Raw genomic sequence first — 26565 nt, 5'->3', positions numbered from 1 at the left:
GTTTTCTAGTGCGTCAGGATCTCGTTGAACTCCAGCACATTCCGGTCGGGGTCGCGGATGAAGCAGACGCTACGGCGTCCGTGGCCCATTGTGACCGGCCCTTCGGTGATCTCGATCTCTTCGCGTGCCAGCCAGGCCACCAGTTCGTCCATGCTCTCGACGATGAAGGCGGCGTGGGTGTAGCCGGGCCGTTTGATCGGGGCGTCCAGCAGCACGTTGCCCACTTCGGCGGGCTCGCCGTTGTAGATCAGATGGATGCGCAGGCCGGTGGGGTGCACGAGCCCGCAGGCCTTGGCCTCGGGGGCGAACTCTTCGGGGTCGCGCAGGAAGCCCAGCTTTGCGTAGAAGGCTTCGGCGGTGGCGAGATCGGTGACGCGGATGCCAATGTGATCGAGGCGTAGGGTATCGAAACGCATGGTAATGGCTCCTGGTGACAAGGGGATGGTTCAGGCTTCGAGCCCGGCGCGGGTGCGCTGGAAGGGGACGAAACCGGGCAGGCTTTCTATCTGGCGCAGCCAGTCCCGCACGCTGGGGTAGCCGGAGAGATCCACGTTGCCTTCGGGGGCGCGTTCGACGTAGCTGTAAAGCGCGATGTCGGCGATGGTGGGCTGGGCCGTACCGGCGATCCAGCGCTGGCCTTCCAGCGTTTTTTCCATCACGGCGAGGGTGGCGTGGGCACGCTCGATCACCTCTTCGGCACGGAAGGGGGCGCCGAACACGGTGATCAGCCGGGCGGCGCAGGCACCGTAGGCGATCTTGCCGGCCGCCACCGAGAGCCAGCGCTGCACCTGCGCCTCGTCGGCGGGCTCGGTCGGTAGCCAGTGGGAAGGGCCGATCTTCCTGGCCACGTAGACGAGAATCGCCAGCGAATCGGCAATGACGGTGCCGTCGTCGTCGAGCACCGGCACTTCGCCGAAGGTGTTGAGGGCAAGAAATTCCGGCTGCTTGTGGGCGCCGGCGGCGAGATCGACTTCGATCAGCTCGTGCTCGACGCCGGCGAGGGAGAGGAACAGTGCGGCGCGATGCGCGTGGCCTGAGAGTGGGAAGTGGTAGAGCTTCATGGGGATTGTCCTCGGGGTTTTTGTGTCTTTTGCATTCTGTCTCTTGTCAATGAATGCGAGAATCCGTCGAAATCGCACTTCATCATTGCGGTTTTCGACGATAATGCTCGGTGGCGGGCTGGCGAGGGCGAGGAGGCGCAATGGACAGGCTGCGAACGCTGAGGACCTTCATCTGCGTGGCGGAGCAGTCGAGCTTTGCCGAGGCGGGGAGGCGTTTGAAGATGTCGCCCACTACCGTGACGCGGACCATCGCGGCGCTGGAGGCGAGCCTTGGGGTTCAGCTGTTGAGGCGTACCACGCGCAGCGTCCGGCTGACCGAGGAGGGGGCGCTGTTCCTGGAGCGGTGCCGGGCGGGGCTGGCCGAGATCGATGGGGCGTTTGACAGTGTGCGCGGCAATCGCTCGGCGCCCCGCGGCACCCTGACGGTAACGGCGCCGGTCATGTTCGGCCGGCTGCACGTATTGCCGGTGGTGGTGGAGCTGCTGCGGCAGTACCCCGAGCTGCAGGTCCGGCTGCTGCTGCTGGATCGGGTGGTGCGTCTGGTGGAGGAGGGCATCGACGTTGCCGTGCGCATCGCCGAACTGCCGGACAGCTCGCTGCACATGCTGAGGATCGGCCAGGTGCGGCGGGTGCTGAGCGCGAGCCCGGCCTATCTTGCTGAACGTGGCAGGCCGACCTCGCTGGCCGATCTGCGCGAACATGATCTGATTCTGATCGAGGATGAGGCCGTGTCGCAGCGCGGGCTGGGCTTGGACGAAGGCCGGCGTACCGGGCGCCCTGCCAGGCTGTCGGTCAACCACGTGGACGCCGGCATTGCCGCTGCGGTCGCCGGGCTCGGCGTGGTGCGCACGCTCTCTTATCAGATCGCCGAGGATGTCGAGGCAGGGCGGCTCGAGACCATCCTGAGCGACGACACTGCCCCCGCGCTGCCCATCTCACTGCTGTTCCAGAGCGGCCGCCGGGACCATCCGAACGTGCGCGCCTTCATCGATGCCGCCAGGCAGCATTTGCAGGGAGTGTCGTTATAGTCGGTGCTGGTCTGGTATTCAGGGCAGTAGTTGCCGTATCAGCTCCCCCCGCTCCATCTCCAGGATCTCCGCCAGCATCGGCTCCTGCGCGGCATTGCCGCTGGCCTGCCACTCCAACAAGAGTGACTCCGCCTCGGGCGAACCGGCCAGGCGGGCTGCCAGCAGATGGTTGGCGTCCGGCTGTGAGTCGGGCTCGCTGGCCATGACGTAGGCGGCTTCCACCTCGGCATAGCAGGCCAGCGCGTCATCCGTGGCGCCTTCCATGCGCTCCTGCAGCATGCAGCGCAGCAGCAGTCCTTCCTTGTGCAATCCCTTTTCATGCAACACGTCCAGGTCGCGCTTGGCTTCTTCGTAGCGGCCCATGCCGGCGAGCAGGTTGGCTCGGCTGCTGCGAAGCTCGGTGTCGTCGGGGTGTCGTTCCAGCCCCTCATCGTAGATCGCCAGCGCCTCTTCGAGCTGCTCCGCATCTCCTTGGGCTTCCATGACCGCCGCGCTGGCACGTTCCTGGTAGTACGCCGGTGGCTCGCCGCTGGCCGGTAAGCTGGCGGCAAGCAACAGGGCGGTGAGCGAGATAGTGCCGATCTTCATTGGGTTCATCCTGATCCCTTGGCTTCCTGTCCATGACGTGATGAAAGGATTATTGCTCGCTTGGTGCAGCTGGCCACGTGTGAGGGCAGGGTTGAGATATGGCTTACAGAAATTTCAGCCTGGGCTTACAAAAAGGGAGCTGCTGTGTCATGTCCGTGACTTCACTCGCGCAATGCAGAAGCTAGAATGACTAGACGACTGGTCTAATTGGGGCTATGATTGCCCCATGACCACTTCCACTATCGAAACCAACGATGTCCGCGAGAGCATTCTTGCCAATGGCCAGCGAATCATGGCCGGCAAGGGATTTTCCGCTGTTGGTATCAACGAAATCTTGACCGCCTCAGGCGTCCCGAAGGGATCGTTTTATCACTACTTCGGCTCGAAGGATGCCTTCGGGGAAGCTCTGCTCGAAAGCTACTTCAAGAACTATCTGGCCGACCTGGATGCCACGTTGAGCACGCCGGGCCTGAATATGGCCCAGCGCCTGATGGGCTACTGGCAAAGCTGGCAGGAGACGCAATCCGCCTTGGACTGCCAGGGTAAGTGCCTGACGGTGAAGCTGGGGGCAGAAGTCGCCGATCTGTCGGAGACCATGCGCCTGGCGCTCAAACGAGGGACGGCCGGTATCATCGATCGACTGGCGCGTGCTATCGAAGCTGGCGTGGCGGAAGGCTCGTTGTCCGTCGATGACACGCCTGATGCCGCGGCACAGAGCCTTTACCATTTGTGGCTAGGGGCTAGCGTGATGGTGAAAGTCGTCCGCAATGACCAGCCTTTCGAGATGGCCATGCGCGCCACTCGGCAGATACTGCATCTTCCCCGCTGACCGGAAGGGAAGAGGCAGCCGCACTTCTCTGGAAGTGCATTTTTATGTTCACTTTCTAGACGACCGGTCTAATTGGTTTTTTGCTCTCGACTTGGAGAAACAGTATGAAAGTTCTGATGGTTCTGACCTCGCACGACCAGCTCGGCAACACCGGCCGCAAGACCGGCTTCTGGCTCGAGGAGTTGGCCGCTCCTTACTACGTCTTCAAGGATGCCGGTGCCGAGATCGTATTGGCTTCGCCCAAGGGAGGCCAACCGCCGCTCGATCCCAAGAGCAACGAGCCGGATTTCCAGACCGACGACACCCGCCGCTTCGAAGCCGATGCGCAGGCAATGGCGCAGCTGGCGGCGACCGTGCGCCTGGATAGCGTGAATCAAGCCGACTTCGATACGGTGTTCTATCCGGGCGGCCACGGCCCGCTCTGGGATCTGGCCGAGGACAAGCACTCGATCGCGCTGATCGAATCCTTCCTCGCCGCGCGCAAGCCGATGGCGCTGGTCTGCCATGCGCCGGGCGTATTGCGTCACGTCAAGCAGCCCGATGGCCGCCCGCTGGTGGAAGGCAAGAAAGTCACCGGCTTCACCAACACCGAAGAAGCGGCTGTCGAACTCACCGAGGTGGTGCCGTTCCTGGTCGAAGACGAACTCAAGGCCAAGGGCGGCAATTTCTCTCGTGGCGATGACTGGGCGGCGTATGTGGTCAGCGACGGCTTGCTGATCACCGGCCAGAACCCGGCGTCTTCGGCTCCTACTGCGGAGCTGCTGCTCGAGCAGTTGAACAAAGGATGACAATCGTCTAACTGCAAAAAGTGATTGTGGATGCTCGAACGTAGCAAGCCTGCCGCTACGCGTGACGGGCCTGTGCCTTGAGGGCATCCACAATCGCTCGAGCGGCCGGCGCTAGCGCAACCCCAGCGGCGTAGCAAAGGTGGAAGCCCGGATAGCTGGGCGACCAATCGGCCAGCACGCGGATCAGCCGACCCTCGGCGATTGCTTGTTGCGCTAGCTCTTCCACACCGTGCCACGAGCCCCAACTCCGCTGCCAGAGTGGGGCACCACCTATGGGCCGCCCGGGGGCGGTCCTTTTCCCGCCATCATGGTGCTGCATGGCTCAGAAGGGGCTTGGTCGGGCTGGAGTCACCGCAACGCTGCGATTCTGGCGGCCCATGGCTTTCTGGCCTTTCCGTTCGGTTACTCCAGCGGTGGCAATGCCTGGAATGCGGGGCATATCGTCGACTGCCCGCTGGATCGCACCGCCCAGGCGTTGGCCGCGCTGCGCGACTTTCCCTTCGTCGGGGGTCTCTACGGTGTCTCACGCGGCGCCGAGCATGCCTTGTTGCTCACCTCCTTGATGGCCAGGGATGAGATGCCCGGCATTCCCGAGGCCGTGGCGGCGCACAGTCCGCCGGACGTGGTGTGCGGTGGCTTCGATGCTTGGTCGATTTCTTTCAGCGTCACCTATGAGCTTCGGCTCAAGCGATGGATTCGGCCGCCGTTAATGGGTTGGCTTCGGCCGGCGGCACTCTGTCGAGCTCAGTATCCCGGGCATAGCGGGCGGGTGGCACAGCCACATGGCGTGTGAAGGCAACACTGAACGTGCTTGCGGAGCTGTAGCCAACTCGCTCTGCGACGTCAGTGATGCTGTCCTTCTCTCTGCGCCGCAAATCCTTGGCTAACGCCATGCGCCAGGCAAGCAGGTATTTCAACCGGCCGCAGCAGCCGTGAATGTGCGTGTTTCTGGCATCATGCCCCCCCGAAACAATGACGGCTGATGGCCTGCCGCACGGTGGCGGAACATGAAGTCAACGAGAATGACATCGATGAGTGGGAGCATACCGTGTCCTCGTCTCTTCTGAGACGAGCCTCTCCGCCTATGCATCTTTCAGAACACTTACCGGTGCAGCGGAACGAATAAGGCCTTTCGGTAAGTTTTCAGTAAGAAGACAGCAGCGAGAGTTAAAGTAACTGGCGTTCCTTCCACATTGCGTGAGAAACCTACATGCCTTCATCGTATCCGCTTGTCTCGATCGCTCATGGTTCTGCCGTGCGGGTGACGGCCGTTGCGTTGCTTGCCATGGGCCTGGGGGGCCCGGTAACGGCGATGGCCCAAGCGCCGGGCGATGCCGAGTCGTCAATGACCTGGGCGTTGGGGCTCGGCGTCTTGAGCGCGCAGGAGCCTTATGCCGGTATCGGGCGCGACAATACGGCACTACCGTTGCTCCAGTTCGAGAACCAGTACGTGCATCTGTTCGGGCCCCGGATCGAGTTCAAACTTCCGAGTCTCGATATCGGTGATTCCCAACAGCTCAGCTTCGGTATCGTCGGCGAGTACGACGGAAGCGGTTACGAAGAGGGCGACGCCCCGATCCTCAATGGCATGGAAAAGCGCAGAGGCGGCTTCTGGGCGGGGGGCGTAGTGGAGTGGAGCACCAGTTTCATCGATGTCAGTGCCGAGTGGTTGGCCGACGTTTCAGGTAACAGCAACGGCCAGATCGCCAGTCTCGGCCTGGAGAGAACCTGGCGTTTCGGCAACCATGTGCTATTCACCCCACACGTAGGGGCAAGCTGGCAGGACGAGAAAACGGTCGACTACTATTTTGGGGTGCGTGAAAGCGAGGCCCGTCTCGACCGCCCTGCCTATGTAGGGGAAGCGGGCGTCAACATCGAGGCGGGGGTGCGTGGCGTCTACATGTTCGACAAGCACCACTCCGTGCTCGTGGGTGGCGGTGTAACGAGCTTGGCGGATGAGATAAAGGACAGCCCGCTGGTGGATCGCTCGACCGTCAACAGTATCTACCTTGGCTACATGTACCGCTTCTGATGAGTCGCATACTCCTGGTCGAGGACCACGACCGCCTGGCCCGGCTGATGTGCCAGGGGCTGGAGGCCGCTGGCATTGCCGTGGACGTGGCCGGCCGCATCGACAGCGCCTGGACGGCGATTCAGCAGATCTCCTACCAGGCCCTGGTTCTCGATCGGGGGTTGCCGGATGGCGATGGCCTCAGCTTGCTGCATAGGCTGCGCAAGGCCGGTCTTGGCGTACCGTGCCTCGTATTGACGGCACGCGATGCGCTTCACGACCGCGTACAGGGTCTCGAAGCCGGCGCCGACGACTACCTGCCCAAGCCGTTCGCCATGGATGAGATGGTGGCGCGTGTTCGGGCACTGCTGCGCCGTCCCGTGGAGTTCCGCTCGCTCGACGCCTGCCATGGAGATCTGACCCTGAGTTCCGAAAGCGGCGTGCTGTGCAGCGGCGATGGAAGCGTAGCGCTCTCCCAGGCGGAGCGACACATCATGCAGCTGCTATTGAACAAGCCGAAAGAGGTCGTGCGGCGTAGCGCGCTGGAAGCGGCTGCGTGGGGGCTCAGCGAAGCGGTGACCCCCAACGCCCTGGACGTGGCCCTGCACCGGCTGCGCCGCAAGCTACTGGCCATCGGCTCGCGCCAGCGCATTGTCAACGTCAGGGGGCTGGGCTATGCGCTTCGGGAGGATGGCGGAGTTGAATAGCCCGAGCCTCAAGATTCTGCTGACCTAGGCGGCATTCTCTAAGATGATAATTACCCTTTGATGGAGGGATTATGCTGCCTCGTCTTTGTTTTCTGCTATTTCCCCTTGTGGTTCTGGCATCCTGCGCGTTGCCGCCGGACTCCCCTCTTTTTCAGCCTTCAGAGAGCTTGTCGTCCTACGATCAGGAAAGCTTCGAACAGTATGTGAGCGATACTCGCGCATGGATTGCCGATAACCGCGTCTTTCTTCATGAAGATCGCAACCTTGAGATAGAGTTCAATACGCCTTTCGAACGACGGCCCGATGAGCCGGCAAAACGAGGCATTCTGTTCGTTCACGGGCTGGGTGCAAGCCCGTGGTACTTCACTGACATGGCCGATGCCTTGGCGAATGATGGCTGGCTTGTTCGCTCTATCCTGCTTCCCGGACACGGTAGCCGTCCCGCCGATCTGATGCTGCCCGACTTTGATGATTGGCAAAACGTAGTTGCCCATCATGCCAGTCTATTGGCAGCTGAGGTAGAAGAGCTTTGGTTGGGCGGCTTCTCTACTGGCGGAAACCTGGTCACCTCCCATGCGCTAAGAGACGAGAATGTCGCCGGGCTGCTACTGTTTTCCCCTGGATTTTATCCCGATAACGGTTATTTATTCATCGCCCCAGTCATTTCCTATCTGTGGGACTGGATCGATATCGATGACGAGAACAATATCGCCACTTACCAGTCCCTTCCTACTCGTGGGGCCGCACTTTATTACCGTTCAGTCAAAACCGTGCAAAAAGATCTCAAGACCGCTCGTTTTGACAAGCCCGTTCTGATCACGATGAGCCAGCATGACAGCGTTCTTGATCCCAATGCGACACTCGCTACCTTTCAAGACCGCTTTTCCAACCAAAAATCACGCTTCGTCTGGTACGGCGACACCCCACAGCACGTTGACGATCCACGTGTCACCGTCCTGGCCAGCAGCTTGCCCGACCGGCGCATCAGCACCTTTTCCCATATGAACGTGCTATTTGCTCCCGAGAACTTCTATTACGGTGAAATGGGCAGCCACATCATATTTGATAATGGCCAAGATGGCATTCCCATCCCCGAGAATACCGACACCTTGTGGTTCGGGGCATGGGGTCAGGTTGCAGCGGAAAAATACCATGCCCGCCTGACCTGGAACCCCTATTTTCTCGATCTCCTAGACAGTATCCGGGAGGTGACCGGTGATAGTTAATCCGACTGCTACTCAACTCGAGGCGCCTCCTATGCCACACCGCCTCCGTCGACCACGACTCCCCCGGGGTGCAGCACTGCGTGTGATCGTCATTAGCGTCAGGGGGCTGGGCTATGCGCTTCATGAAGCCGATGGCGCTGAATAGCCTGAGCCTCAAAATTCTGCTGGCTTATGTGGCGGGCATGGCGCTCAGCATGGCACTGCTGGTGGTCGCTGCGGTGGTGGTGCTCCAAACCAACCTCCTGGCCCGAATGGATATGGTCAATGCCGTGGAGGCGCTGAAGGATAACGTCGTCTTCGACCGCGATGGCAGCCCCATCGGCTTCGACTCGCGCCTGGACGACCGCGCCTGGCTATACGAGGGTCCGCAACGTGAAACGGCCTATCGGATCCTGGATGACGCCGGAAACGTGGCGGTTTCCTCGAGCGCCAGCGAGGCGTTCTGGCCACCCGGCGATGATCTGCTCCGCATGACGAGCAGACATTTTACCTTCGAGCATGAGGGCAATACCTTCTACGGCGCCACGCAGCCCCTGCAGCATGAGGGGCGCCGGTGGTTTCTGCAGTTTGCCGCCAGTGCGCGGTTCATGAGCATCCTCGACAAGGTTGCCTTGCCGCGAATGATCGTTGGCATCACGGTATTTGGCATCGTCTTTTTCATGGCCTTCGGCCTGTGTGCCTTCATCACCTTGCGCTATACCCTCAAGCCGCTGCGTGACGTTTCGGAAACCGCTGCCGCCATCTCTCCGCGCTCCCTCAACGCTAGGTTGAGGACCGCGGCGGTGCCGTCGGAGATTGCGCCTCTCGTGGATAGCTTCAACCGAGCTCTGGAACGTCTCGAGCGGGGCTATCGCGTGCAGCAGGAGTTTCTCGGCAATGCGGCACACGAGCTCAAGACGCCACTGGCCTTGATCCGCGCTCAAATAGAATTGAGAGAGGATGGCAAGAACGACAACGACTCGCTATTGAGCGACGTCGAATACATGACGCGCCAAGTGCAGCAACTTCTGCTCTTGGCGGAAGCCAGCGAGGCGAACAATTACCACTTCACCACCGTCAGGATGCAGGAGGTCGCCCAAGATGCCGCTTCCTACTTGCAGCGCATGGCGGAAATCGCCGACGTGCACTTGGCGGTGCGTGCTGTCGGCGACGTGAAATGGAGAGCGGACCGCGCGGCCTGCTTCACCTTGCTGAAGAACTTGCTGGAGAACGCCATCCAGCATGCGCCCGCGCAGACCTCTGTTAGCGTGGAGATTCAGGGCGATACGGTGACCGTGCGGGACAGGGGCCCCGGCGTGGATGCAGAACAACTCCCTTTGCTGTTCGAACGCTTCTGGCGCGCTGCGCATCGGCGCGACCATGGAGCAGGCTTAGGCCTGGCCATTTGTCAGGAGATCGCCATGACGCATGGCTGGCAACTCACGGCGGAGCCGGCCGAGCCGGGGCTGCGATTTCGTCTTTTGAATCGTCCTTGAGCCAATCGATAGGATAAGCTGATATACCGTCGGCGCGGCGAACAAATGAACGAGCCAAGGAGGCTTGGTGATGGAGTGGTGGACCTGGATAACCTACGTGGGCGTGATCACGGCCCTGATCATCTTCCCGGGACCGGTGGCGCTGTTGTGCACCACCCATGGCCTGCGCTTCGGCCGCCACCGAGCCTTTGCCACCGTGCTCGGTGGCGGCGTGGCTTCGCTGGTGTTGATGACGCTCTCCGCGCTGGGCCTCGGGGCGGTGCTTGCCACCTCGGAGACGGCCTTCTTCGTGCTGAAGCTGCTGGGCGGGGCGTATCTGGCCTATCTGGGGCTCCAGGCCTGGCTCGCCGCGCCCAGTTCACCGGTTGCTGCGGTCAGCGAGCCGGCGCCGGCCAGCGTGCGCCCTGCCAGCGGCTTGTTCCGTCAGGGGTTTCTGGTGGGCATCGGCAATCCCAAGGATCTGCTGTTCTTTGCGGCGCTGTTTCCCAACTTCATCACCATCGGTGAGCCGCAGGTGCTGCAGTTCGCCATTCTGGCGCTGACCTGGCTGGTCATCGACACCACGCTGATGACGCTCTATGCCACCGCCGGCGCGGGGCTGGGACGCTGGTTCGACAGCCCCGGCAGGTTGCGGGCGTTTCATCGCACCACGGGCGGGCTCTTTCTGGGCGCCGGGGGCACGCTGATTGCCACCAGTGCGAGCAAGTGAGGCGGTGGCGCCGAGCCCGGGGCCAGCACGTAGCGTCTCGCTGAGCCGTCGGTCAGAGGCCGTATGAACAGAGATCGCCTACACCGTGGCCTCGTGGTGGCCGAGATGCTCCTGCTGGCGCTACCGGTCAGTGCGTTCTGCCTCGTGTTCGGCCTGGGGCTGCTGCTTACGGTGGGCTTTCCCTGGGGCATGCAGGAGGTGGCGATCATCCTCTTCGTGTTCGTCGGTACCCTGGGCATCGCTGGCTTGTGGTGCGTGGCGGTCGCATTCCTGCTTAGGCGCGAGCGCTCCATGTGGTGGTGGCGGGCGGCCTGCGCCGGGGCGGGGTTGACGCTCGTCTCGCTGGTGCTGGTCGGGCTGCTGGCGCTGGGCTGGGAGCCGGAAGAGTGGGTGATCATCGTTGCCTTGGGCATCTTCGCCAGCCCGCTGCTCATCCCCTTTCTTCACCTTCGCTATCTGTGCCATCCGCAGCGCGCCGCGCGGCTTCCTTAATTCCCACCCCGATAGCGCTCTCTCGCCTCGGCGATGGCGTGGTGGTTCTGGTCGGCCCATGCGACCAGTGCACGCATCGGTTCGAGGAAGGAGTGGCCGAGTTCGGTGAGGCTGTACTCCACCCGCGGGGGCACTTCGGGATAGACCGTGCGGGTGATGAAGCCGTCCTGCTCCAGGCGCTTGAGGGTGCGCGAGAGCATCTGCTTGGAGATGTCGCCGATCTCGCGCATCAGTTCGTTGAAGCGGCGGGTGCCGGGCCGCAGGGTGAGCAGCACGAGCACGCTCCACTGATCGCCGATGCGGTCGAGTACGTCACGGATGGGGCAGGGGGTGTCGGGCTCGAATTTTTTCAGCTCTTGGAGTGGCATGGAAGCTCCTGTAGTGCCCAAGGGTCATGACGGTATGACCGGGTCGCACGGCGGTGACTTCTTGCGAATGGCTGAGAAGTACCATAGTTTGCCATTTAGGTCTACAAGGTAGACCAGGTGCATAAAGCAAACCAAAGGAATCTTAGTCATGGCCAACGTCGCTCTCATCGGTGCTTCCGGCAATGCCGGCTCCCGTATCCTCGCGGAACTCTCCGACCGGAGCCACCTGGTGACGGCCATCGCCCGTCATCCCGAACGCATCGAGCGCCTGTCGGGCGTGATGACTCAGCCGGGGGATGTCCACGACCGCGCCGGGCTGGCCGAAATGCTGCGTGGGCACGATGCGGTGATCAGCTCGGTGCATTTCGCCACCAGCGATGCCGATACGCTGATCGGTGCGGTGCGCGACTCCGGGGTGAAACGCTATCTGGTCGTGGGTGGGGCCGGCAGCCTGGAGGTCGCGCCGGGTCAGCGCCTGATCGATCAGCCGAGCTTTCCGGCCGAGTACTTCGAGGAGGCAAGTGCCGGCGTGGCTTTTCTGGAATATCTGAAAGGCGTAAAGGATCTCGACTGGACCTTTCTCTCGCCCTCGGCACTGTTCGTACCGGGAGAGCGCACCGGCATCTTCCGCCTGGGCAAGGATGCGCTGCTGGCCAATGAAAACGGCTCCAGCATCTCGTTCGAGGATTACGCCATTGCCCTGGTCGATGAGCTCGAGCGCCCTGCCCATGTGCGCCAGCGCTTCACCGTGGGGTATTGATAAATACCGGTTCATGTACATAACGCAACAAGGCCCGCCTAGGCGGGCCTTGTCATCGAACCCAGAGGTTCGACAAATCGTTTAACCGTTAGGTTATGCGACTTGCTTGATATTCGAGGCTTGGAGGCCTTTCTTTCCCTGGGTCACGTCGAAGGAGACGGTTTGACCTTCCTGCAGGGATTTGAAGCCTTCTTCCTGGATTTCGGAGAAGTGGGCAAAAACGTCATCACCGCCATCGGCCGGAGTAATGAAGCCGAAGCCTTTGGAGTCGTTGAACCACTTGACTGTTCCAGTCGTCATAATCGAATTCCTTTTGCGCTAGGCGCCTTGCAATATTTCTGGTGTTACCCAGATGAGTAGTGGGTAAAACAAGATGAAATCACAGGGCTGCCGAACGAATCCGAACGCTACTGAAACTTTGTTGCTTGCCTACCAACTGAACCCACGGTGTCATGCTTGTTTGCCTGGGTCAAAGCCTTTCTCGATTGTTTTTCGGTATTCACGTGAAGGGCATGTTTTCGTTGAAGTTAATAAAAAACCGCAGTGAAGGGTGCTGTCAGGATCGGCTGGGCTTGTGTATTCCCAGGGTTGTTATAACATAACAAAATAGGCGTTGGCGCAGCGCTTCCTGCTGCGGCGTATTCCCCGTTACGGTGCATTCCATGAGCTTCGATACCCAGGATCCGATTCCCGTTACCGTGCTGACCGGTTTTCTCGGCAGCGGCAAGACGACGCTGCTCAACCGTCTGGTGCGTCAGCCGGCGATGAGCAATGCGCTGGTGGTGATCAACGAGTTCGGCGATATCGGCCTGGACCACCGTCTGGTCGCCCAGAGCGATGAAAACAGCGTGGTGGAAATGAGCAGCGGCTGCCTGTGCTGCACCATCCGCGGCGACTTGAGCCGCACCGTACAGAAGACTTTCGATGCCATCGAACGGGCGGGCGGCGAGCCTTTCTCGCGGGTGATCATCGAAACCACCGGGCTTGCCGATCCGGCGCCCATTCTGCACACCCTGATGACCGACTACTGGCTGGCCCATCGCCTGGTGCTGGATGGTGTGATCTGCCTGGTGGATGCCGCCAGCGGTATCTCGACGCTCAATGCCCACCGGGAGTCGCAGCGTCAGGCCGCCGTTGCCGACCGGCTGCTGATCACCAAGGGGGATCTGGTCGACGAGGAGCGGCTGACCCGGCTTGGCGAACATCTCGCTCGGATCAACCCGGCTGCCGAACAGCTGCAGGTACGCCACGGCGAGGTGGCGGTCGAGCAATTGACGGGCGGCAGCCTGCCCGTTCAGCAGCGCCGTGCGGAGCAGTGGCTGAGCGCCGCTTCCTATGCGCAGATTACGCCCGCCGGCGGTGCGGCACCGGCGAATGTCGGCAGCCTGGTCTCGATGGTGGCACCGGCATCCAACCCTTCACTGACCCGCCACGGCGAGCAGATTCGCTCCTTCTGCTTCACCGTCGAACAACCCATCGCCGCGGAGCTGTTGGAGGACTGGCTCGATCTGCTAATGTCGCTGCTGGGTGAGAAGATCCTGCGAGTGAAGGCCATCGTGAACGTGGCCGGGCGCGAGCAGCCGCTGGCACTGCACGGCGTGCAGCACATTTTCCACCCGCCGGAGCCGCTGCCGGTGGAGGCGTGCCGCGACGGTATCTCGCGCTTCGTGTTCATCACCAACGGCGTCGAGCCCGAGGCGGTCACCTGGCTGTTCGAGTACTTTCAGCCTGCCCAGGCGACGTGAAACGACTAGGGGGACGCTGCGCGTCGCCTGCACCACGCCCTGCGCGAGCAGCCCGGCATCGGCGGGTTCCGGCTGCGCGTGGTGCATGCCGAAAGCCTGCATGCCCACGACGCCGTGGCGTGCAGCGAGTGGAACTGGGGCGCTGCGTCATGCTCCTGACGGGAGGCGGTCAACGTCGATTCCGGGCCGGTGGGCATCCCATGCTACTATGGGGGTTTCGGCGAACCTGACCGGCAAGAAGGATTGAGCATGCCTTTACTCGATAGCTTTACCGTTGACCACACGATCATGGCCGCCCCGGCCGTTCGCGTCGCCAAGACCATGCAGTCGCCGTCCGGCGATACCATCACGGTGTTCGATCTGCGCTTCAACAAGCCGAACGAAGACATGATGGGTGAGAAGGGCATCCACACCCTGGAGCACCTGTTCGCGGGGTTCATGCGCAACCACCTGAACGGCAAGGACGTCGAGATCATCGACATCTCTCCGATGGGCTGTCGCACCGGCTTCTACATGAGCCTGCTCGGCAGCCCCAGCGAGGAGCGTGTCAGCGAGGCTTGGCTGGCGGCGATGCAGGACGTCCTCAACGTCAAGCGGATGGAAGACATCCCCGAACTCAACGAGTACCAGTGCGGTACCTTCGTGATGCACTCCCTGGAAGAAGCCCAGGAGATCGCGCGGAGCATCATCGAGCGCGGCATCGGGGTCAACAAGAACGCCGATCTCGCGCTGAGCGCCGAGCGGCTGAGAGCGCTGGGCAATCCCGACGCCTGAGCGGGCCGATGAAGTTGGCCATCGTCTGGACGAAGCGGTGACCGGTGAGCTGTACTGCAAGCAGCCATCGGTCCGTCGGGTCTACTGCCTCAGGCTGGACCGATTCGAACTGCGCTGTCTGAAGGAGGGACAGCGGATCCGCTTCGATCAGGAACACGCGTATGAAAGGAATCGACGCATGGCGGCTGCCGGCACTGTTGGTCTTGTTGGCCGTGGCGCTCTTCGTTGCCGCGCCCAGTGCGGCGCAGCTGCCCGAGGGAGTAGGCGAGAACGGCAGCGAGCGTGAGGATGACGAGAGCGAGGAGCGGGAGTGGTTTCCCCTCGACTCGCTCAACGCCGGCCTCGGCGAACCTCCCGACGAAGTCGAGCGGCTGACCCCTCAAGGTGCGCTCCGTAGTTTCGTGGAACTCACCGAGAACGACGAGTACGCCGCCGCGGCCCATCTGCTCAATCTTTCCGAGCTGGACGAGGCGGAGCAGCAGCAACAGGGGCCTGAGCTGGCCCGACAGCTGGCCTCGGTGCTCAGACGCGGTGAGTGGTTCAACGTCTCCAACCTGCCCAGCCGCCAGGACGCCGCCATCGAGGACCCTTCCGGTCAGCACCCGCTGGTGGGCGAGCCGCGCCGAAGTCTCGAGCTGGCCTCGATGACGGTCGACGGCGAAGACTACGAGGTGCGCCTGGAGCGCTACCGGGTGGACGACGAGCAGCCGGTATGGCTGATCTCCGCGGAGAGCGTTTCCGTCATTCCGCGGCTCTACGAAGAGTTTGGGCCGTCGCCGATCGAGGCCTACATACCGGAGCGCCTCAAGACGAGCTTCGGGATGCTGCAGGTCTGGGAGTGGATCGCCATTCCGCTCTTCCTGCTGCTGACCGGCCTGGTGGGGTGGGGCGTCTACGCCCTGGTTGGCCTGCTGGCGCGCTGGTTTCCCCACGGCGTGCCCAGTATCTTCGCCGGTCGTATCGGTGTGCCCATGGCGCTGCTGGTCATGGCCTTCGTCGCGCAGATGCTGCTCGACTACGTGGTCTCCTTCACCGCCGTGGCTACCACCTTTATCCGCACCCTGCTGATCATCCTGATTGCCTGGGGGGTGGGCACGATAGCGCTGCGCCTGGTGGATACCGTCTTGCTCAAGGTGACACGGCGCTTCGTGGGGGAGATCGACGACACCAAGCCCAAGGACGAGCGCCAACTGCTCACTTCCCTCTATGCGCTGCGCCGGGTCATCATCCTGATCGCGGTCATTGCCGTATCCGTCTATGTGCTGAGCCAGATCGAACTGTTCGAGACGCTGGGCCTGTCGCTGCTGGCCTCGGCCAGCGTGCTGGCGGTGCTGGTGGGTATCGCCGGCCAGGCGGTGCTGGGCAACATCCTCTCCTCGTTTCAGGTCTCGCTGGCCAAGCCCGTTCGCATCGGCGACCTGGTGATGTTCGAAGGGCAGTGGTGCTACGTGGAGGGCATCTTCTACACCTTCATCCGCCTGCGCTCGTGGGACGAGCGCAGGCTGATCGTGCCGGTGACCTATTTCGTCTCCCAGCCGTTCGAGAATCTCTCGATCAAGAACGCCAAGATGTATCGTAAGCTGGAGCTGATATTGCACCTGAGCGCCGACGTCCAGCTCATCCGTGAGAAGTTTCTGGAATTCGCCGAGGAAGAGGATAACGTCGTCGAGCATCACAAGCTGTGCTGCTACGTCACGGGACAAACCGAGAAGTCGCAGACCGTTGCCTGCTACCTGATGGCCTCCGATCCTTTCGCCGGCTGGGTGGCGGAGATGCAGATCCGCGAGCGGTTGATGAACTTCATCCGCACTTATCATCCAGAATGGTGGCCGCGGGATATCGTGGTACTCAGCCAGCACGACATCGCAACGGAAGAAAAGCATGAGAAGCCGCGCGTCCGGGTGTCGGCTGGAGGCGGGAGTCGAGATAAAAACACCGATTAAAGTGACTCGATCGACAGGGTGGCGTAGATGATACATCGCTATTTCACGATGCTGGTCGTAGGGGGAGTCGTCCTGGCCGGTTGTCAGGCCCCGCAGGAGCCGGCCGATATGGCCGGGATGACGTATGAACCCGTCGAGGCGCATTTCGTGGAGAGCGACTGCCCGGCGGCGCAGTGCGCCGAGGTCGAGGTGAGGGCACTGCACTTTCCCGATTCGCCTGAGCTGAGTGAAACGCTGCGCACACGGCTGCTGGCGATGGGGCAGGGCATTACCGATGGCGAGACCGAGTGGCCGCGGGACTCATGGGAAGCCTATGCCGAGGCTTTCTTCGCGCTGGCCGGAGAGGACCGCCGCTATGCTCCGCCACACGCTTCCAGTCAGGCCTCGCTTGAAGCGAAGGTGCTGGCCCTGCATCACGATCTGCTGGTCATCGAACTCGGCAGCTATGTCTACCACGCCGGGCAGGCCCACGGTATGCCGCTGACCGAGTTCATGGTCGTCGATGAGCGTTTGGGCAGCGAGGTTACGCTCGACGACATGCTGCTCGACGGCCAGGCTCCGGCCTTCCAGGAGGCTCTCGCCCGGGCCCATGAGCGTTGGCTGAGAGATCAGGGACTGGACGAGGAATTCGCCGCCGGCTGGCCATTTTACCCAAGCCAGAACGTAGCCCCGCTCGAAACCGCCTGGGTGGTGAGATACAACGTCTACGAGATTACCCCCTACGCCCTTGGTCAGCCGGAACTGAGCATTCCCTTAGTTGAACTCGAAGGTATCGCCAAGCCGCGCTATTTGGGACAAGAATAGGGCTCGGCAGGATACGAAAACATCGCAGGGAAACGACATGGCCTCCATTCGCCGTGAGCTGGTGGCGTTGATCGAGCGCGGCGCGATACCGCGTGAGCAGGTGGTGAGGGCAGTTGCGCTTTCGGGGCTGCACCCTTCCGGGCGGGCCTGGGGGGTGTTCCTGGACCGGCTGCTGCTGTGGCTGGGTGCACTGGCACTGGTCTTTGGCGTGCTGTTCCTGGTGGCGTACAACTGGGCCGAGATGGGCCGTTTGATGCGCTTCGGGCTGGTGCAGGCGGCGCTGTTGGTGGCCATCGCGGTGTACGTGTGGGCCGAGGTGCGCGGTGCCGCCAGCGACCTGGTGCCTCGGGTCGCGCTGATGGCGGCTGCGCTGCTGCTGGGGGTGCTGCTGGCGCTGGTCGGTCAGGTGTACCAGACCGGCGCCGATCCCTGGCAGCTGTTCTTCGTCTGGGCCGTTTTGATGTTGCCCTGGGCGCTGGTGGCGCGTTTCGATGCGCTGTGGATCCTGTGGCTGGGGCTGCTCAACCTCTCGCTTGCGCTCTATTTCCGCACCTGGGGCGGGCTCTTTGGCCTGTTCGGCGGCGATACGGGCGCCCTGTGGGGGCTTTTCATTCTCAACACGGCGGCGCTCGCGGTATGGGAGCTGGGCGCACGACGCTGGCGTTGGCTGTCGCTGGGGTGGCCCGCGCAACTGCTGGCGTTGGGCGGCGGCGTTCCGCTCACGCTGTTGATGATGAGCCAGATCTTCGCTGAGCGTTTGGAGTTTTCTCCGGTGCTGCCGGTGTATTTGCTGTGGCTGGTGGCGCTCTACGTCGTCTATCGCCACTGGCGGCCTGATTTGTTCATGCTGGCGGGCGGCTGCCTGTCGGTCATCGTCGTGGTCACGCTGCTGCTTGGCCGGCATCTGCTGTGGCAGGGTGGGGCGGAGAGCTTTCTGGTGCTCTCTATGGCGGTACTGGCGATGGGAGCCGCGGCAGTGTTCTGGCTCAAGCGGCTGCACCGGGAGATGTCGTCATGAGCCGTTCGCTCGAGCAAAAGCTCATCGAGAGCGGGATTGCCATCTCCCAGGCCGACGGCGCAGCGCCAATCGAAACGCCCTGGTTCGTGCGTGCCATTCAGGCGTTCTCGGGTTGGTTGGCCGCACTGTTCCTGCTCGGCTTCATCGGCATGGGCGCGGTGTTCTTGCTCGATAGCAGCGTCGCCTCGGCCACGCTGGGCCTGGTACTGATCGGCGGCGCCTATGCGCTGCTGCGACAAGCGCACAGCGACTTTCTCGAACACCTGGCCCTGGCCGCGAGCCTGGCGGGGCAGATGCTGGTGGCCTGGGCGCTGGCCTCAGTGCTGGGCGCTACGCTGGGGTGGGATAGCGCCGGGCTGTGGTGGGCGCTGCTGGTACTACAGGTCGTGCTGGCCCTGGTCATGCCGAGCCTCACTCACCGTACCTTTTCCGCTTTCGCCGCGTGCGTGGCGTTCTATCTGGCCATGGTCGAAACCGCTTCCGCTCCTACGATGGCAGGTGGACTGGTGCTGCTGGGGCTGACCGTCCTGTGGCTGAACGAGTTTCGTTGGCCGGCCCATGTGCGCCAGTTAGAGGCGCTGGGCTATGGCCTGCTGTTGGGGTTGTTGGTGATTCAGTCAGTCGGCTACTTCGGCCAGTCGCTATTGCTCGGGCGCTACTTCGTTGGAAGCGGGCTTGACTGGCTGGAACCCTGGGCCGGAGATGCTCTGGGCCTGCTGGCGCTATTGCTGCTGCTTCGGCATCTCTTTCGGCGTCATGTCCATGGGGTCCAACCGGGCATGCGCGTTGCCGCTTATGCCGCCGTGCTGCTGTTGGCGCTGCTGTCGCTGCAGGCGCGTGGCCTGAGTCATGGTGCCGTGGTGGTCGCGCTGGGCTTTGCCATCGGCCATCGCGGGGTCATGGGGTTCGGTGGGCTGCTGCTGTTGCTCTCCATCACCAGCTATTACTACTGGCTCGACGTCACCCTGCTGGCCAAAGCCATGACGCTGTTCGCGCTCGGCCTGCTGCTGCTGGCGATACGCTGGGCGCTGCAACGCCGCTGGCACGCCGGGGCAGGTGTCGCGGCAGAGGAGGGAGGCGTGGAGCCATGAAGCCGGCTACCAGACGCAACCTGATCGTGGTGATTGCCGCCATGGCCTTGAGCCTGGCCGTGGTCAACCTGGCCATTTGGGGCAAGGAGCGCCATCTGGCGCAGGGCGAGGCGGTATTTCTCGAGCTGGCGCCGGTGGACCCACGCTCGTTGATGCAGGGCGACTACATGGCGCTCAACTTCGAGATCGCCAACCGTATCCGCGAAGCGCTGTACCAGCGGCGCTCCGAGGTGGACGAGCAGCATGCCGCCGACGGCTACGTCATCGTGCGTCTCGACGACCGTGGCGTGGCTCACTTTCAGCGCTTGGGGTCGGCGGAGGAGACGTTGAATGCCGACGAGCGGCGCCTGCGCTATCGGCTGCGCAACGGCCAGGTGCGCTTTGCCACCGACGCCTTCTTCTTTCAGGAAGGCCATGCCGAACGCTACGAGCCCGCCCGCTACGGTCAGTTCCGTGTGAACGAGCGCGGCGAACCGCTGCTGGTTTCACTGCACGGCGCCGAGCTGGAGCTGTTGGGAGCTATGGAAAGATAGGAGGGTCCTGCTTGCTGCGACAGACTCTGTATCGTCAATTGGCTCCGGAGGGCTGGCAGGCGTATGGCTTGTCGCCGGTCAACAAGCTGGTCTGCGTGTTGATTCTGGTGGCGTCGTTCGTTGCCATTCTCGAAACCGAAGACAGCATACGCGACTCCCTGCCCTGGGCCTTCAGTGGCTTGGAAGTGCTGTTCGTGGCGCTGTTTTCCGTAGAGTACCTGGCCAGGCTATACGCGGCAGGCGAGGACCCCCGCTACCGCGGCTGGCAGGGTCGGGTTCGCTATGTGTTCACCTGGTGGGCGCTCGTCGACTTGATCGCCATTCTGCCGTTCTTCCTCGGCTTCATTACCCACAACACCTTCATGATACGGCTGCTCAAGGTGTGTCGCTTGTTGCGGCTCTCACGCTTGGGACGCTTCAGCCGTGCTTGGTCCGCCTTGGCCGAAGCGCTGAGCGCCCGAATGTACGAGCTGCTGTTGAGCGTGGGGGTGGCCGGCTTGCTGCTACTGCTCTCCTCGGCTTTTCTCTATGCGGTCGAAGCCGCTGCGCAGCCTGAGGAGTTCGGCAGCGTACCGCGCGCATTGTGGTGGAGCATCGCCACGCTGACGACGGTAGGCTACGGTGACGTCACTCCCATCACGGCACTGGGAAAATTGTTTGCCGGCATTACCGCAGTCGCCGGGATCGGCCTCATTGCCATGCCCACCGGCATTCTTGCCGCGGCGTTCAGCGACGCTTTCCAGAAGAAGGATGCGCCTGAAGAGTGATGCGGGCGAGCCGCACCGTCTCGAATGAAAATCCCAGCGAAGGAGGGTAAGCATGCACGGCCCGGACCCCGCGAACCCGCACCCCATGGAGGGGTTTCCTCAGGTGTGCTTCATCAAGAACGTGGTGAAGAGTCCGAATATCATCGTCGGCGACTACACCTATTACGACGACCCGGAAGACTCGGAGAACTTCGAACGCAACGTGCTTTATCACTATCCGTTCATTGGCGACAAACTCGTCATCGGCAAGTTCTGCGCCATCGCCCGAGGCGTCAAGTTCATCATGAACGGGGCAAACCACAAGCTCTCCGGTGTCTCCACCTATCCGTTCCAGATTTTCGGCAATGGCTGGGAGAAGGTGATGCCGGAACCGAGCGAGCTGCCCTACAAGGGCGATACGGTCATCGGCCATGACGTGTGGATCGGCTATGACGCGCTCATCATGCCCGGCGTACAGATCGGCAACGGTGCCATCGTCTCATCTCGTTCGGTGGTGGTGAGCGATGTGCCGCCTTATACGGTGGTGGGCGGCAACCCTGCACGCCCGATCAAGCAGCGCTTTACGCCGGAGCAGGTCGAAACCTTGCAGACCATTGCCTGGTGGGACTGGCCGGTGGAAGTGATCACCCGGCATCTGCCTCTCATCGTGGCGGGGGATGTCGAGGCCTTGCGTTCTTCATTTGCCCCTTGTCGTTGAGCAGGCGGGCCGGCGTCTCGCGCCGGCCCGTGATGTCAGGTGGTGTCAGGCCAAGTGGTGTCAGGACAGATGATGCACTTCCTGCTGGCCGTATACCGGCGTGGGAATACCTTCCATGCGCGCCTTGAGCTGCAGCGCCAGGTAGTGGGAGTAGTGGCGCGACTGGTGCAGGTTGCCGCCGTGGAACCACAGCGCCTGCTGCTGGGTGGGCTTCCACATGTTGCGCAGCTCGCCCTCCCAGGGGCCGGGGTCCTTGGTCGTGTCGGAGCCGAGCCCCCAGCACTTGCCGACCTTGTCGGCCACCTCCTGGGAGATGATGCGCGCCGCCCAGCCGTTCATGGAGCCATAGCCGGTGGCGTAGACGATCAGGTCGGCGGGCAGTTCGGAGCCGTCGCTGAGCTTCACCGAGCGCGGGTTGATGCGTTCGATGCCCACGCCGCTGCGCAGCTTGATGTCGCCGTTGGCTACCAAGTCGCAGGCACCCACGTCGATGTAGTAGCCGGAGCCGCGGCGCAGGTACTTGAGGAACAACCCGGAGTCGTCGTCGCCGAAGTCGAGCAGGAAGCCGGCATCCTCCAGCTTCCTGTAGAACTCGGCATCGCGTTCGCGGATCCGGTCGAAGGCGGGGCGCTGGAAGTCGGGCAGCAGTCTGTAGGGGATCGAGGCGAAGATCAGGTCGGCCTTGTCGTGGGTGATGCCGTTCTTTACCGCTTCTTCGGAATAGAGCGGGCCGAGGGCGTGCTCCATCAGCGAGTCGGATTTCACGATATGGGTCGAGGAACGCTGGATCATGGTCACGTCGGCATCGTTTTCCCACAGCGCCGCGCAGATGTCGTGGGCCGAGTTGTTGGAACCCACCACGACCACCTTCTTGCCGCGATAGGCATCCGGCCCCGGGTGTTGGCTGGAGTGCTGCAGCTCGCCCTCGAAGGTCTCGGCGCCGGGGAAGTGCGGCACGTTGGGCACGCCCGACATGCCGGTGGCCAGGATCAACTGCTTGGGCTTGAGCGTGACTTGCTCGCCGTCGCGGTTGACGCGCACCGTCCACTCGCCGCTGGCCTCGTCGTAGCTGGCGCCCTCGCACTCGGTGGAACTCCAGTAGTTGAGTTCCATCACCTTGGTGTACATCTCCAGCCAGTCGCCGATCTTGTCCTTGGGCGCGAACACCGGCCAGTTCTCGGGGAAGGGTATGTAGGGCAGGTGGTCGTACCATACCGGGTCGTGCAGGCACAGCGACTTGTAGCGGTTGCGCCAGGCGTCGCCGGGGCGAGGATGCTTGTCGAGTACGATGGTGGGCACGTTGAGCTGGCGCAGCCGCGCGGCGAGCCCGATGCCGCCCTGTCCGCCGCCGATGATCACGCAGTAGGGTTGGCGTGTGTAGCCGAGCTCCCGTGCTTCCCGCTGGCGCGCTTCGAGCCAGGTCTCGCGGGTCTTGCTGGCGCCGTGCTCGGCCCCCAGGGGCCGCCTGGCACCGCGTGGCTCGGGGTGGTCCTTGAGCTCCTGCATGGTGGTGAGCAGGGTCCAGCATTTGCCGTTTTTCAGGCGCAGGTAGCCCTTGCCAAGGGCGACGCCGGTCTCGAAGGTGAACCAGGCTTCGGTCACGCCGTTGGCCTCGGTGGCCTCACCATCGAGCTGCCAGTTCGCGGGGCGCGCTTCGCCCAGGGTGGCGTTGAGCATCGACTGGATGGCGTCCTTGCCTTCCAGCGTCTTGAGATTCCAGGTGAAGGCGACCAGGTCGCGCCAGTAGCAATCGTCATTGAACAGGGCCATGACCCGTTGAATGTCGCGTTGCTCCAGTGCGCTCTCGAAGTCGCACAGCCATTGCTGGGCGTGTTGAGTCGGCGTGGGGGTCGTCATCGTTGTTCTCCGCTTGTTGTGTGGGGACGCCCTATGTCCTGGCAGAAACCGTGCCAGCCGCGAAGGGTGTGCGAGAAACGCTTCCAGACGATTGAAAAATTTGGTTTTCCGAGCGGGATTGAGCGGCAGCAGCGTGAAGGTGCGCCCCTTCGGCCTGTAACGCACGTGACAGCTGACACGTGACGGGAGCAATGCGGGCGTTACACCTGTAACCCCCCCGACCAAGGGCGCAGGAGAAGCCGATTGACTCCTGCTCGGCACGGCATACGCTGGAAGCAGGCCTGCTACACAACAACAAGGCCACCACCGCCGGAAAGCGTCACGGCGGCACCGGAGGCAGCGATGCCATTGCGTAACGAGCAACGCCAGCACATCGAGACCCTGATCCGACTCAGCGAAGGCCAGCCGGCCGACCTGGACGGCTGCCGGGAAGTGATTCGGCGCTCCTGGGAGCGCTGCGTCGGCGAGTACCGGCTCGACCCCGGCCGCCCCCGCCCCGTGCGGGTGCTGACTCAACAGGCGCTCAAGGAGCACCGCGAGCCGGTCGACGAACTGCTGCACGTCGCGCGGGCCGGCGTCGATCAACTCTTCACCCAGATCGCCCCGCTGGGCTATGTGCTGCTGCTCACCGACCGGCAGGGCATCACCGTCGACTTCCGCGGCCAGCGCGAGCGGGAGCCGGAGCTGCGCCGGGCGGGTCTCTACCTGGGCGCCGACTGGGACGAACGCTATGCGGGAACCTGTGCGGTCGGTACCTGCGTTCACGATGCCCAAGCCATTACCTGCCACCAGAGCGAGCACTTCGATGCCACCCACATCAGCCTGACCTGCACGGCGGCGCCGATCACCGACCCACAGGGGCAGGTCATCGCGGTGCTTGACATCTCCGCGCTGCAGTCGCCGCGCGCCCAGGAGAGCCAGAACTTCGGCCTGCCGCTGGTCACGCTCTATGCGCGGATGATCGAGGATGCCTATTTCCTGCACCGCTATCGCCACTGCCTGATGCTGCGCTTCGATACTGCCCGCGAGTTCGTACATCTCAATGGCCGCGGGCTGATCGCCATCGAGGAGGACGGCAGCGTGATCGCTGCCAATGGTGCCGGTCGAGCGCTGATCGATGCCCATCTGCACCGCTGGCCGCCTTGGTCGCCGGGCTGGCAGCCTTCGGTCACCCAGCTGTTCGACGGCGAGCTCGGTGAACTGCTGGGCATCCCGACCGCCAGCGACGACGGCATTCGCGCCTTCCGGGCGCGCGCCAACGACACCACCTGTTTCGTCACTCTGCTCGAGCCGCGCGGTCGACGCCCGGCCCCCCGTGCCTTGCCGCCTTCGCCTGCGCCGGTGCCGGCGCTGGACCGGCTCGCCTCGGACGATCCCGCCATGCATCGGGTGCTCAAGCTGGCCCGGAGGCTGCGCAACGAGGAGGTCAGTGTGTTGATCACCGGCGAGACCGGTACCGGCAAGGAGGTGCTGGCTCGTGCGCTGCACGACAGCGGTACGCGTGCCAAGGGGCCTTTCGTGGCGGTGAACTGCGCAGCGATTCCCGAATCGCTGATCGAAAGCGAACTGTTCGGCTACCTGCCCGGCGCCTTCACCGGTGGGCGCAGCAAGGGCATGCGCGGGCTGATCCAGCAGGCCGACGGCGGCACCCTGTTCCTGGATGAGATCGGCGACATGCCGCTGACGCTGCAGACCCGGCTACTGCGCGTGCTGGCCGAGCGCGAGGTGATGCCGCTGGGGGCCGAAAAGGCGCTGCGTATCGATATTCGCGTGATTACCGCCACCCATCGTGACATGAGCGAGCTGATCGCCCGGGGCGGCTTCCGGGAAGATCTCTATTACCGCCTGAACGGTGCTCAGCTGCGGCTGCCGGCGCTACGCGAGCGGGCCGACAAGCACTATGTGATTCGCAGCGTCTACCAGGCACTGCTTGCCGAGCGCGAGCGGGAGGTGCGCCTGCGCGCCGATGCCATGAGTGCGCTACTGGCTCACGCCTGGCCGGGCAATATCCGTCAGCTCAAGAATGCCCTGGCCTTCGCCCTGGCCACGGCCGAGGGCGACGAGATCACGCTTCACGACCTGCCGGAAGAGTGCCAGGGCCACCTCGGCGCCGCACCGCAGACACTTGCTATGGAGCAGGAAAAGGGGGCGGGCGAGGGCGAGGCGCTGCATGAACTGCTGCGTGCAACAGGCTGGAACGTCAGTCTCGCCGCGCGGCGACTCGGTGTTTCACGACCCACCATCTACCGACGCATGCGCCGCCATGGCCTGGTGCCGCCCAACTGGCGTGAGGCTGGCTCGAACCCCGAACCTTAACAGGCTATCTTTTGTCGGACTGGCATGGGTGCATTCCGCCGTGTAGCGGAGTGGCGTGCCATATATTCCCCCGACAGGAGTCCTCATGAGCCAGGAACACGAGTATGTGCCGCCGAAGGTCTGGAAATGGGAAAAGGCCAGCGGCGGCGAGTTCGCCAACATCAACCGGCCCATCGCCGGCCCCACCCACGACAAGGCACTGCCGGTGGGCAAGCATCCGCTGCAGCTCTACTCGCTGGCCACACCCAACGGGGTGAAGGTCACGATCATGCTCGAGGAGTTGCTGGCACGCGGCCACGCAGGTGCAGAGTACGACGCCTGGCCGATTCGCATCGGCGAGGGAGAGCAGTTCGGCAGCGGCTTCGTCGAGGTCAACCCCAACTCCAAGATCCCGGCGCTGAGGGATCATGGCACCACGCCGCCCACCCGGGTGTTCGAGTCGGGCTCGATCCTGCTCTACCTGGCCGAGAAGTTCGGTGAGTTTTTACCCCGCGACCATGCCGGGCGTACCGAGACGCTGAACTGGCTGTTCTGGCAGATGGGCAGCGCGCCCTACCTGGGTGGCGGCTTCGGCCACTTCTATGCCTACGCGCCGACCAAGATCGAGTACGCCATCGACCGTTTCGCCATGGAGGCCAAACGCCAACTCGACGTGCTGGACCGACGCCTGGCCGAGAGTCGCTATCTCGGCGGCGATGACTACACCATCGCCGACATCGCCAACTGGGCCTGGTACGGGCAGCTTGCGCTCGACCGCGTCTACGACGCTGGCGAGTTCCTGCAGGTGCAGGATTACGAGCACGTACAGCGCTGGGCCAGGGAGATCGATGCCCGGCCGGCGGTGAAGCGTGGGCGCATGGTCAATCGCACCTTCGGCCCGCTTGAACAGCAGCTGCACGAGCGCCACGATGCCAGCGATTTCGAGACCAATACCCAGGACAAGCGCTAGCCGCGGTCTTTTTCCTTCCTATCTATCGA

Annotated in this window: 28 protein-coding genes and 2 pseudogenes; 23 read left to right on the top strand and 7 right to left on the bottom strand. The window is 62.9% G+C overall.

The window, feature by feature from the left end:
* Nucleotides 1-5: 5 nt before the first annotated feature.
* Both C4S71_RS13195 and C4S71_RS13190 read right to left on the bottom strand, forming a co-directional pair.
* Nucleotides 6-416: a VOC family protein gene (locus C4S71_RS13195; protein ID WP_103969439.1), complete on the bottom strand. Its 411-nt coding sequence runs from the start codon at nt 414-416 to the stop codon at nt 6-8.
* Between the two features lie 30 nt (nt 417-446).
* Entirely contained in the window at nt 447-1061 is a 615-nt protein-coding gene (locus C4S71_RS13190; RefSeq protein ID WP_103969438.1) for a glutathione S-transferase family protein, read from the bottom strand.
* A gap of 140 nt (nt 1062-1201) precedes the next feature.
* Between C4S71_RS13190 and C4S71_RS13185 the strand changes: the two genes are divergently transcribed.
* Nucleotides 1202-2089: a LysR family transcriptional regulator gene (locus C4S71_RS13185; protein ID WP_103969437.1), complete on the top strand. Its 888-nt coding sequence runs from the start codon at nt 1202-1204 to the stop codon at nt 2087-2089.
* Between the two features lie 18 nt (nt 2090-2107).
* Here the strand turns inward: C4S71_RS13185 and C4S71_RS13180 are convergent, their stop codons facing one another.
* The gene (locus C4S71_RS13180; RefSeq protein WP_103969436.1) at nt 2108-2677 is read right to left on the bottom strand and encodes a tetratricopeptide repeat protein; all 570 of its coding nucleotides are present in this window, start codon (nt 2675-2677) and stop codon (nt 2108-2110) included.
* 226 nt (nt 2678-2903) lie between these two features.
* Between C4S71_RS13180 and C4S71_RS13175 the strand changes: the two genes are divergently transcribed.
* The 3 genes from C4S71_RS13175 (at nt 2904) to C4S71_RS13165 (ending at nt 5087) form a co-directional block, all read left to right on the top strand.
* Nucleotides 2904-3506, top strand: a complete 603-nt coding sequence (locus C4S71_RS13175) for a TetR/AcrR family transcriptional regulator (protein ID WP_086511213.1) — start codon at nt 2904-2906, stop codon at nt 3504-3506.
* Nucleotides 3507-3610: 104 nt separating this feature from the next.
* Nucleotides 3611-4294 (top strand): type 1 glutamine amidotransferase domain-containing protein, encoded by a 684-nt coding sequence (locus tag C4S71_RS13170; RefSeq protein WP_103969435.1) that lies wholly within the window; start codon nt 3611-3613, stop codon nt 4292-4294.
* Nucleotides 4295-4523: 229 nt separating this feature from the next.
* Nucleotides 4524-5087, top strand: coding sequence for an alpha/beta hydrolase family protein (locus C4S71_RS13165; protein WP_235014372.1), 564 nt, complete (start codon nt 4524-4526; stop codon nt 5085-5087).
* Nucleotides 5088-5106: 19 nt separating this feature from the next.
* Here C4S71_RS13165 and C4S71_RS22725 read toward each other — a convergent pair.
* Nucleotides 5107-5187 (bottom strand): annotated as a pseudogene (locus tag C4S71_RS22725) (AraC family transcriptional regulator); the annotation flags it as partial.
* A 317-nt stretch (nt 5188-5504) separates the two neighbouring features.
* Between C4S71_RS22725 and C4S71_RS13155 the strand changes: the two are divergent.
* The 6 genes from C4S71_RS13155 (at nt 5505) to C4S71_RS13130 (ending at nt 10914) form a co-directional block, all read left to right on the top strand.
* Nucleotides 5505-6326: a MipA/OmpV family protein gene (locus C4S71_RS13155; RefSeq protein WP_103969434.1), complete on the top strand. Its 822-nt coding sequence runs from the start codon at nt 5505-5507 to the stop codon at nt 6324-6326.
* Nucleotides 6326-7012, top strand: a complete 687-nt coding sequence (locus tag C4S71_RS13150) for a response regulator transcription factor (protein ID WP_103969433.1) — start codon at nt 6326-6328, stop codon at nt 7010-7012. The genes C4S71_RS13155 and C4S71_RS13150 overlap by 1 nt, the downstream gene beginning before the upstream one ends.
* A 71-nt stretch (nt 7013-7083) precedes the next feature.
* Nucleotides 7084-8238, top strand: coding sequence for an alpha/beta hydrolase (locus C4S71_RS13145; protein WP_103969432.1), 1155 nt, complete (start codon nt 7084-7086; stop codon nt 8236-8238).
* A 113-nt stretch (nt 8239-8351) separates the two neighbouring features.
* Entirely contained in the window at nt 8352-9713 is a 1362-nt protein-coding gene (locus C4S71_RS13140; protein WP_103969431.1) for a sensor histidine kinase, read from the top strand.
* Between the two features lie 70 nt (nt 9714-9783).
* Entirely contained in the window at nt 9784-10422 is a 639-nt protein-coding gene (locus C4S71_RS13135) for a LysE family translocator (RefSeq protein ID WP_103969430.1), read from the top strand.
* Nucleotides 10423-10485: 63 nt separating this feature from the next.
* The gene (locus C4S71_RS13130) at nt 10486-10914 is read left to right on the top strand and encodes a hypothetical protein (RefSeq protein WP_103969429.1); all 429 of its coding nucleotides are present in this window, start codon (nt 10486-10488) and stop codon (nt 10912-10914) included.
* Here the strand turns inward: C4S71_RS13130 and C4S71_RS13125 are convergent.
* Nucleotides 10911-11282, bottom strand: coding sequence for a winged helix-turn-helix transcriptional regulator (locus C4S71_RS13125; RefSeq protein ID WP_086511221.1), 372 nt, complete (start codon nt 11280-11282; stop codon nt 10911-10913). The genes C4S71_RS13130 and C4S71_RS13125 overlap by 4 nt on opposite strands.
* A 148-nt stretch (nt 11283-11430) precedes the next feature.
* On the opposite strand from C4S71_RS13125, the gene C4S71_RS13120 reads away from it, so the two are divergent.
* Nucleotides 11431-12042, top strand: a complete 612-nt coding sequence (locus C4S71_RS13120; protein ID WP_103969428.1) for an NAD(P)-dependent oxidoreductase — start codon at nt 11431-11433, stop codon at nt 12040-12042.
* A gap of 93 nt (nt 12043-12135) precedes the next feature.
* Here the strand turns inward: C4S71_RS13120 and C4S71_RS13115 are convergent, their stop codons facing one another.
* A complete protein-coding gene (locus C4S71_RS13115; RefSeq protein WP_086511223.1) occupies nt 12136-12342 on the bottom strand; it encodes a cold-shock protein in 207 nt (68 codons plus the stop codon).
* Nucleotides 12343-12704: 362 nt separating this feature from the next.
* On the opposite strand from C4S71_RS13115, the gene C4S71_RS13110 reads away from it, so the two are divergent.
* From C4S71_RS13110 to C4S71_RS13065, 10 genes and pseudogenes are all read left to right on the top strand, one after another.
* Nucleotides 12705-13787 carry a CobW family GTP-binding protein gene (locus C4S71_RS13110; RefSeq protein ID WP_103969427.1) on the top strand — a complete coding sequence of 361 codons (1083 nt, stop codon included), beginning with the start codon at nt 12705-12707 and terminating at the stop codon, nt 13785-13787.
* Nucleotides 13788-13799: 12 nt separating this feature from the next.
* A pseudogene (locus tag C4S71_RS13105) lies at nt 13800-13946 on the top strand (GTP cyclohydrolase, FolE2/MptA family); the annotation flags it as partial.
* 90 nt (nt 13947-14036) lie between these two features.
* Entirely contained in the window at nt 14037-14561 is a 525-nt protein-coding gene (gene luxS, locus C4S71_RS13100; RefSeq protein ID WP_086511227.1) for an S-ribosylhomocysteine lyase, read from the top strand.
* A 161-nt stretch (nt 14562-14722) separates the two neighbouring features.
* Nucleotides 14723-16504: a mechanosensitive ion channel family protein gene (locus C4S71_RS13095; protein ID WP_103969426.1), complete on the top strand. Its 1782-nt coding sequence runs from the start codon at nt 14723-14725 to the stop codon at nt 16502-16504.
* A 108-nt stretch (nt 16505-16612) separates the two neighbouring features.
* The gene (locus C4S71_RS13090; protein ID WP_235014369.1) at nt 16613-17308 is read left to right on the top strand and encodes an RsiV family protein; all 696 of its coding nucleotides are present in this window, start codon (nt 16613-16615) and stop codon (nt 17306-17308) included.
* Nucleotides 17309-17345: 37 nt separating this feature from the next.
* Nucleotides 17346-18326 (top strand): DUF2157 domain-containing protein, encoded by a 981-nt coding sequence (locus tag C4S71_RS13085; protein ID WP_103969424.1) that lies wholly within the window; start codon nt 17346-17348, stop codon nt 18324-18326.
* Nucleotides 18323-19417: a DUF4401 domain-containing protein gene (locus tag C4S71_RS13080; protein ID WP_103969423.1), complete on the top strand. Its 1095-nt coding sequence runs from the start codon at nt 18323-18325 to the stop codon at nt 19415-19417. The genes C4S71_RS13085 and C4S71_RS13080 overlap by 4 nt, the downstream gene beginning before the upstream one ends.
* A complete protein-coding gene (locus C4S71_RS13075) occupies nt 19414-19950 on the top strand; it encodes a GDYXXLXY domain-containing protein (protein WP_103969422.1) in 537 nt (178 codons plus the stop codon). Before C4S71_RS13080 ends, C4S71_RS13075 begins: the two co-directional genes overlap by 4 nt.
* Before the next feature lie 11 nt (nt 19951-19961).
* Entirely contained in the window at nt 19962-20717 is a 756-nt protein-coding gene (locus tag C4S71_RS13070) for a potassium channel family protein (RefSeq protein ID WP_103969421.1), read from the top strand.
* 52 nt (nt 20718-20769) lie between these two features.
* Nucleotides 20770-21414: a Vat family streptogramin A O-acetyltransferase gene (locus tag C4S71_RS13065; protein WP_103969420.1), complete on the top strand. Its 645-nt coding sequence runs from the start codon at nt 20770-20772 to the stop codon at nt 21412-21414.
* Between the two features lie 60 nt (nt 21415-21474).
* Here C4S71_RS13065 and C4S71_RS13060 read toward each other — a convergent pair whose 3' ends face one another.
* Entirely contained in the window at nt 21475-23271 is a 1797-nt protein-coding gene (locus C4S71_RS13060; RefSeq protein WP_103969419.1) for an NAD(P)/FAD-dependent oxidoreductase, read from the bottom strand.
* A gap of 342 nt (nt 23272-23613) precedes the next feature.
* Here C4S71_RS13060 and C4S71_RS13055 point away from each other — a divergent pair, with 342 nt between their 5' ends.
* A complete protein-coding gene (locus tag C4S71_RS13055; RefSeq protein WP_103969418.1) occupies nt 23614-25587 on the top strand; it encodes a sigma-54-dependent Fis family transcriptional regulator in 1974 nt (657 codons plus the stop codon).
* 85 nt (nt 25588-25672) lie between these two features.
* Entirely contained in the window at nt 25673-26536 is an 864-nt protein-coding gene (yghU, locus tag C4S71_RS13050; protein ID WP_103969417.1) for a glutathione-dependent disulfide-bond oxidoreductase, read from the top strand.
* The last annotated feature ends 29 nt before the right edge of the window (nt 26537-26565 follow it).

It is taken from the genome of Billgrantia desiderata (assembly GCF_900108215.1).
In the GTDB taxonomy this organism is placed as follows: Bacteria; Pseudomonadota; Gammaproteobacteria; order Pseudomonadales; family Halomonadaceae; genus Halomonas; species Halomonas desiderata.
This window is presented reverse-complemented; position numbering and strand designations above follow the sequence as displayed.

Coding starts and splice junctions, on each gene's coding strand:
- C4S71_RS13195 (WP_103969439.1), bottom strand. CDS start 416: ATGCGTTTCGATACCCTACGCCTCGATCACATTGGCATCCGCGTCACC.
- C4S71_RS13190 (WP_103969438.1), bottom strand. CDS start 1,061: ATGAAGCTCTACCACTTCCCACTCTCAGGCCACGCGCATCGCGCCGCA.
- C4S71_RS13185 (WP_103969437.1), top strand. CDS start 1,202: ATGGACAGGCTGCGAACGCTGAGGACCTTCATCTGCGTGGCGGAGCAG.
- C4S71_RS13180 (WP_103969436.1), bottom strand. CDS start 2,677: ATGAAGATCGGCACTATCTCGCTCACCGCCCTGTTGCTTGCCGCCAGC.
- C4S71_RS13175 (WP_086511213.1), top strand. CDS start 2,904: ATGACCACTTCCACTATCGAAACCAACGATGTCCGCGAGAGCATTCTT.
- C4S71_RS13170 (WP_103969435.1), top strand. CDS start 3,611: ATGAAAGTTCTGATGGTTCTGACCTCGCACGACCAGCTCGGCAACACC.
- C4S71_RS13155 (WP_103969434.1), top strand. CDS start 5,505: ATGCCTTCATCGTATCCGCTTGTCTCGATCGCTCATGGTTCTGCCGTG.
- C4S71_RS13150 (WP_103969433.1), top strand. CDS start 6,326: ATGAGTCGCATACTCCTGGTCGAGGACCACGACCGCCTGGCCCGGCTG.
- C4S71_RS13145 (WP_103969432.1), top strand. CDS start 7,084: ATGCTGCCTCGTCTTTGTTTTCTGCTATTTCCCCTTGTGGTTCTGGCA.
- C4S71_RS13140 (WP_103969431.1), top strand. CDS start 8,352: ATGCGCTTCATGAAGCCGATGGCGCTGAATAGCCTGAGCCTCAAAATT.
- C4S71_RS13135 (WP_103969430.1), top strand. CDS start 9,784: ATGGAGTGGTGGACCTGGATAACCTACGTGGGCGTGATCACGGCCCTG.
- C4S71_RS13130 (WP_103969429.1), top strand. CDS start 10,486: ATGAACAGAGATCGCCTACACCGTGGCCTCGTGGTGGCCGAGATGCTC.
- C4S71_RS13125 (WP_086511221.1), bottom strand. CDS start 11,282: ATGCCACTCCAAGAGCTGAAAAAATTCGAGCCCGACACCCCCTGCCCC.
- C4S71_RS13120 (WP_103969428.1), top strand. CDS start 11,431: ATGGCCAACGTCGCTCTCATCGGTGCTTCCGGCAATGCCGGCTCCCGT.
- C4S71_RS13115 (WP_086511223.1), bottom strand. CDS start 12,342: ATGACGACTGGAACAGTCAAGTGGTTCAACGACTCCAAAGGCTTCGGC.
- C4S71_RS13110 (WP_103969427.1), top strand. CDS start 12,705: ATGAGCTTCGATACCCAGGATCCGATTCCCGTTACCGTGCTGACCGGT.
- luxS (WP_086511227.1), top strand. CDS start 14,037: ATGCCTTTACTCGATAGCTTTACCGTTGACCACACGATCATGGCCGCC.
- C4S71_RS13095 (WP_103969426.1), top strand. CDS start 14,723: ATGAAAGGAATCGACGCATGGCGGCTGCCGGCACTGTTGGTCTTGTTG.
- C4S71_RS13090 (WP_235014369.1), top strand. CDS start 16,613: ATGGCCGGGATGACGTATGAACCCGTCGAGGCGCATTTCGTGGAGAGC.
- C4S71_RS13085 (WP_103969424.1), top strand. CDS start 17,346: ATGGCCTCCATTCGCCGTGAGCTGGTGGCGTTGATCGAGCGCGGCGCG.
- C4S71_RS13080 (WP_103969423.1), top strand. CDS start 18,323: ATGAGCCGTTCGCTCGAGCAAAAGCTCATCGAGAGCGGGATTGCCATC.
- C4S71_RS13075 (WP_103969422.1), top strand. CDS start 19,414: ATGAAGCCGGCTACCAGACGCAACCTGATCGTGGTGATTGCCGCCATG.
- C4S71_RS13065 (WP_103969420.1), top strand. CDS start 20,770: ATGCACGGCCCGGACCCCGCGAACCCGCACCCCATGGAGGGGTTTCCT.
- C4S71_RS13060 (WP_103969419.1), bottom strand. CDS start 23,271: ATGACGACCCCCACGCCGACTCAACACGCCCAGCAATGGCTGTGCGAC.
- C4S71_RS13055 (WP_103969418.1), top strand. CDS start 23,614: ATGCCATTGCGTAACGAGCAACGCCAGCACATCGAGACCCTGATCCGA.
- yghU (WP_103969417.1), top strand. CDS start 25,673: ATGAGCCAGGAACACGAGTATGTGCCGCCGAAGGTCTGGAAATGGGAA.